This is a genomic window from uncultured Gemella sp., from assembly GCF_963519265.1.
Taxonomy (GTDB): domain Bacteria; phylum Bacillota; class Bacilli; order Staphylococcales; family Gemellaceae; genus Gemella.
On sequence record NZ_CAUQNQ010000070.1, the window covers coordinates 1 to 6113 of the forward strand.

Here is a 6113-nt window from a genome sequence, read left to right on the forward strand (position 1 = left end):
CACTAGATTGCTTTTTTCTATGCAGTAACATTATGTTTAGGCATCATTCTAAATTCTCTAATTAAGAAGAATAATGAAACTGAGAATGCACAAAGATCAGTTACCGGAGTGGCATAGATTACTCCATTAATACCAAAGAAATGTGAAAGAATAAATAACATTGGTATTAGTACTATAAGTTGTTTAGTTAAGGCGATAGTGACACCAATTTTAGGTTTTCCTATTGCAGAGAAGAAAGTAGAACTTGAAATTTGAACACCATTTATAAATGTGAATAGTAAGAAAAATCTCATGTACTTAACTGCAAACTCAAAGTATAGTTCATTACCATTTCCGAATAGACTAACAATTTGTTTAGGAAAAATCTCAAAGATTAAGAAGAATGCAATTGAGATAATCATCGCATATTTCATAGTATATCTCATTGTAGTACGAACTCGTTCGTATTTTTTAGCTCCGTAATTATATCCAAAAATTGGTTGAGCCCCTTGAATTAATCCAATAATAATAGCTATAAATATTATATTAATTTTAGCTACAATCCCGGCTACAGCTATAGGAATATCATTTCCATATACAGAATTTGTACCGTGAATATTTAATAAATTGTTTGTTACTATTTGAGCTATCATATTAGAACCTTGGAAAACAAATGAAGGCATTCCAAATCCAGCAGCAACTTTTAATAAACGTATCTTAGGGATGAAGTCTTGCTTAGTAAATTTAACACTTTTGAATTTTGGAAAATATAAAACAAGAATCAAAGCAGATAAGAATTGGCTTATAACCGTAGCCCATGCTGATCCAGCAATTCCCCAACCAAATCCAAAGATGAAGATTGGATTAAGAATAGTATTAAGTACTGCACCAAAAATAATGGCAAACATTGAATATTTAGGGCTATTATCTGAACGAACAATAGGATTAGTACTAATAGAAATTAGTAAGAATGGAATTCCTAAAGATGTAATACCAGCAAAGGTCATTGCATACTCTAAAATTTCATCTGTAGATCCAAACGCATACATAAGAGGTTTTAAGAATATGTGAACTAAAATCGTGATAATAATACCTATAATAAACAATGAAGATACTGCAGTACCAACTACAGATTTCGCTTTTTCAGGATTACCACGACCTAACTCAAGATTAAAGTTAGAGGCAGCCCCAATTCCTATCATTAAACCTATAGCTAGGCAAATAGTTGTAAGAGGAAAGGCGACATTTGTTGCAGCATTACCTAAGTAGCCAACACCTTGACCGATAAAAATCTGGTCAATTACACTATACATTGCATTAATAATATTCGCAGTAATAGCAGGCCAAGCAAATGATATAAGTAATTTTTTTATAGGTTTTGTACCTAGCGGATTTTCTATATAATTTTGTGTTTTTTCCATATTATTGCCTCCTTAAGTTATTTTATTCAATAGTGTGAAGAAAGTAGAAATTTCTTCTTCAGTTAAGTTTTTAAGAACCTCATTTTCAGCTGTATTTAGTAGATTAGAGTAAGTTGATAAAACTTCTTTACCTATTTCAGTTAAATGTAGTGTATAAGAACGTCTATCTTTTACTCCACGTTTTCTAATAACAAAATTTTGTTTTTCAAGAGCATCTATATTACGTCCAACAATATTTCTATCTTTTCTATGTATTTCAGCAAGTTGAGCTTGGGTAACACCTTCATTTTCTGAAATGTAAATAAGAGTAATGAAATGCCCATGTGTAATACCTATCTCAGCTAGAGGTTGTTTAGTATAACTTCTCATGTCCTCTAATAGCGTAATAAGCTTATAACCTAACGCATCTTTTAACATAATTTCACCACCTAAAATAATATAGCTAATATATTATATACCTGGTATATTATTTTGTCAACATAAAAAAGAAAGGGAGTGACTCAAAAATAGTGATTTTAAAGAAATAAGATTTTGTAGAGTCACTTCCCACAGTAGTTTATTAGATATCTGAAAAGCTTTTATAAAGCGAATTTATACTTGGTCTATTAGTTTTTATATGAACCTTATTAAATTTTAGGACTTTTCGGTTATCCTTTTCCGATTTAGTGTTTTCTTACTGTTTATGAAAATCCACCTCAGTTTGAACTGACATAGAAATTTAGCATTAATTAATGTTCTAAGCCACCTGTTATTTTTGTATCTTCTTTATCATAAAAAGTCACAGCAGTTTTTATTATTAATTCTAAAGCAACGATAATATCTTCTTTTTTCATATAAGGTATGTTAGGCTTCTCTGAAACCTGTTCTTCAATATAAGGGATATGAATAAATCCAGCTTTAATATGTGGATATTTTTTAGAAGTTAGGTATAAAGATTCATACATAATATGATTGCAAACAAAAGTACCGGCAGTATTAGAAATAGCGGATGGGATATTATTTTTATTCAATTCATCAACAATAGCCTTTATTGGTAGTGTAGAAAAATATGCATTTTCTCCATCTTTTCTTATAACTTCATCAATAGGGCTATTTCCAATATTATCTGGGATTCTAGCATCATCAATATTAATAGCGATACGCTCAGGTGTAATTTTACTTCTTCCACCAGCTTGACCAACGCATATAACAATGTTAGGAGAAAATGATTTTATATTTTCTTCTAAGACATGTGAACTATTCTTAAAGACTGTAGGTAGGATAATTTTCTTAATTTCTATATTATCAATATTGTCTGGTAAGCTATTAACACATAAACTAGATGGATTAATGCTTTCACCGCCAAACTTATCAAAACCAGTTATTAATACTCTCATAATGCACCTCGTAATTTTTATAAAAAATATATTGTAATAATGGGAGTGACTCAAAAATCGTGATTTCGGAGAAATCGATTTTGTCGAGTCACCCCCGCACAGTTTATTAGATATCTAAAAAGCTTTTATAAAGCGAATTTAGATATCAATAAACCACTGCGTCTATGAGTTCTCATCTGAACTTTGTTACATTTTAGGACTTTTGGGTCCCTCCTATTACAATATTACAATTAATTAAATTTTTAAATTATAATAATTATAAAACAGTTTAGATAATTTGAAAATAGTATTTCTATATTTTTAGGAGATAAATTCTAATTAGTAGTAAAATAAATCATTAATTCTTTAAAATTAATTTTCAGATTGTTAATAATTAAATTTACATTATTCTGAAAAAATGATATAATCTATTTATTCTCTAAGATGTATTTTTTAAAAAGATAAGTTTTACTCTATTGTTAGCTAATAAAATAAGGCTACGTGAAGTAATGTGTAATAAATGGATAGGAGAAGTTTATGAATCGTATGAAAAAATATTATGATAATAAGTTGTATATTGTTCAACTTATTACTATAATTTCTATATTACTAAGAACTATAGTAAATTTAACATCAATTTTTATTATTCAAGTTATCTTGGATAGTTTGATATCTAAAGATTTTGAGAGAGTTTATCATTTTGTTAAATACTTGATAGTAGTATTAGTATTTTATTTTTTATTGTTATTTCTTTCTCAATATTTTTTAAGAAAACTTTTTTTTCTTGGAAATTTTTCTGTTTTAGAGTATTTTTATGATAAGTTTTTAAAAAGTGAATATAATGATTTTAAAGAAGCAAAAAGTGGTGAAATATTATCTAAGTTAACGTCAGATAGTATTAAGATATCAGATTGGTATTCTCAAGGTAAAGTTATTTTAGTAACGCAGTCTTTTATTTTGTTTTCTATATTGATATTTATGTGTAGGTATAATGTTATGATAACACTTATATTATTCTCTGTAATATTGGTATGCTTTTTTATTATAAAACAAATAAGTAAGAAGCTTTCGAATTGTATGAAGAGTGAACAGAAATTATTAGGTGAAACTAATCAATATATACTTCAGTCAATATTAGGTTATTTTGATTTAAAGCAATTAAATAAAGAACAGTACTTTATAGATTATCTTAAAGAGAGCATTATAAATAAAAGAATAAAGGTCAATACTGCCTTAGCTAAGTATTTTTCGTTATATGTAGGTATATCTGCTACTGTTGCATTTATACTACCTATTGTTTCTCTATTACTTTCAGTGTATTTTATAATATATAAAGATTTTTCCGTAGGTTCGGCTATTGCAATATTTTCTACAGTTAGAATGTTAGATGAACCTATAAATTCTATATCAGATAAAATAACTGTTAGGCAGACTGCTCATAAGATAGAAAGTGAGTTGTCTAAGACTTTCAATAATAAAAGAAATGAAGAGAAAGAAGTATTAAAAATAAGTAAATTTAACAGTGTAAATGTTAATATAGCTAGTTTTTATTTTAAAGATAATCTGATTTTATCTGATTTTAGATTAAACATAAATAAGGGTGATTTTCTAGTTCTAAAAGGAAGAAGTGGAGTAGGAAAGACGACAGTATCTAATCTTATATTAAGAAATTTGCAAGAGGGTGCATATAAGTTAGATGGTGAAGTCTTAATCAATGAAAAAGATATATATAAGAATAATATTCAAGTTTTAGGAGAATTTTTGAAAGTAAGTCAAGAACCATACATATATGAAGCTACAATAAGAGATAATATTCTCTTAGGTGATTCATACGAGGATAGACTTGATGAGATAGTTAGATTATTACACCTGCAAGAATTGATTGATAAATTAGGATATAATTATTTATTGAAAGAAAACGGAAAAAACTTAAGTGGTGGAGAAAAGCAAAGACTAGAGTTGGCTAGAATATTAATAAGAAGACCTGAGTTTATTATTTTGGATGAACCGACAAGTGCTATGAATACCAATTTGAGTGAATTAATAGTAGAAAACATTTTTAACTACTTAAAAGAACACAATATTACAAGTTTGATAATAACTCATAGTAAGGAATTTGATAAATTTGCTACAGACATTATAGAAATTAAATAAGAGTAAGAGCAACATTATAAATATTACCGCAGATAAGTAATACTTATACATGGAATTAGATACTAGTGACTTAGGATTTTTATTTTATAAAAATTAATTTTCCTAAGTCTTTCTTTGTCGTTTATATAAGATATATTTTGAAGGTGCTGAATCAAAAGTTTCAAATTTTAGAAAGTTTATATGAGAATTTTAGATATGGTACTTTATTGATATCTAATTTCGCTTTATAAAAACTTTTTAGGTATTTAACAAACTGTATTATTGTTACTTGATAAAATCGATTTCTCAAAAATAAAGATTTTGAGGATCTCTTTATAAGATAAATTGTAATTCATTTTTAAAAGTGATATTATATGAATATAAGGGGTGAGGATTATGTCAAGAGAAGAAAAATTAAGAACTATTATTAGCACGATAGACAATTCAGAATATAGTGCTACTAAGAAAACTACTAATAATAAATGTATGATGAGAACATTTAAAGAAGCTAATGATACTTGGTTAGCGGGAGCGTATTCTAAGAAAAAATACGCTGATTATAAACCATTTCAATTCGTTGATGGAGAGGGAGTAAGGTGTTCAATATATTTAAGTGGTTGTCTATTCGCTTGCAAAGAGTGTTTTAACGAAAGTATCCAAAATTTTAATGCGGGGCAATTATATACGAAAGAGATAGAAGATCAAATAATACAGGATTTAAGTAATTCATATGTTCAAGGATTAACGATTTTAGGTGGAGAGCCGTTCCTTAATACTCAGGTAGCTAAATCTTTAGCGAAAAGAGTAAGAGATGAGTTCGGTTCAACAAAAGATATTTGGGTATATAGTGGCTACACATATGAGCAACTCCTAAACGGTAGTGAGGATAAAAAAGAATTATTAAGCTTGTGTGATGTCTTGGTAGATGGCCCATTTATGATTTTTCTAAAAGATTTAAGCCTTAGATTTAGAGGAAGTAGTAATCAAAGAATTATAGATATAAAACATTCTAGTAAAGATAATGTAGTTCTGTATATGGATTAAGTTCGAATATAATGAAATTACTTTAACTAGTAGGTATTTCATGATATAATAGTTAGGTTAACAATTAGGGATAGATGATATCTCTAATTGTTTTTGTTAATTAATTTATAGAGAGGAGATTAAAAGTTGAAAAATATTATAGAGATTTTTAGAAATGATATAAAAGAAGTATTTAGAAAAA

General features: G+C 27.5%; 5 protein-coding genes. 2 read left to right on the plus strand and 3 right to left on the minus strand.

The window, feature by feature from the left end:
* Nucleotides 1-17: 17 nt before the first annotated feature.
* The 3 genes from RWN11_RS06510 to pcp all read right to left on the minus strand — a co-directional run bounded on the left by RWN11_RS06510 (nucleotide 18) and on the right by pcp (nucleotide 2776).
* On the minus strand, nucleotides 18-1400 hold the full coding sequence (locus RWN11_RS06510) for an MATE family efflux transporter (RefSeq protein ID WP_314160948.1): 1383 nt from the start codon (nucleotides 1398-1400) through the stop codon (nucleotides 18-20).
* A 12-nt stretch (nucleotides 1401-1412) separates the two neighbouring features.
* Nucleotides 1413-1817, minus strand: coding sequence for a MarR family transcriptional regulator (locus tag RWN11_RS06515; protein ID WP_314160949.1), 405 nt, complete (start codon nucleotides 1815-1817; stop codon nucleotides 1413-1415).
* A gap of 311 nt (nucleotides 1818-2128) precedes the next feature.
* Entirely contained in the window at nucleotides 2129-2776 is a 648-nt protein-coding gene (gene pcp / locus RWN11_RS06520; protein ID WP_314160950.1) for a pyroglutamyl-peptidase I, read from the minus strand.
* Between the two features lie 525 nt (nucleotides 2777-3301).
* On the opposite strand from pcp, the gene RWN11_RS06525 reads away from it, so the two are divergent.
* Both RWN11_RS06525 and nrdG read left to right on the plus strand, forming a co-directional pair.
* Nucleotides 3302-4909 carry an ABC transporter ATP-binding protein gene (locus RWN11_RS06525; RefSeq protein WP_314160952.1) on the plus strand — a complete coding sequence of 536 codons (1608 nt, stop codon included), beginning with the start codon at nucleotides 3302-3304 and terminating at the stop codon, nucleotides 4907-4909.
* A 375-nt stretch (nucleotides 4910-5284) separates the two neighbouring features.
* Nucleotides 5285-5932, plus strand: coding sequence for an anaerobic ribonucleoside-triphosphate reductase activating protein (gene nrdG, locus RWN11_RS06530; RefSeq protein WP_314160951.1), 648 nt, complete (start codon nucleotides 5285-5287; stop codon nucleotides 5930-5932).
* Nucleotides 5933-6113 lie beyond the last annotated feature (181 nt).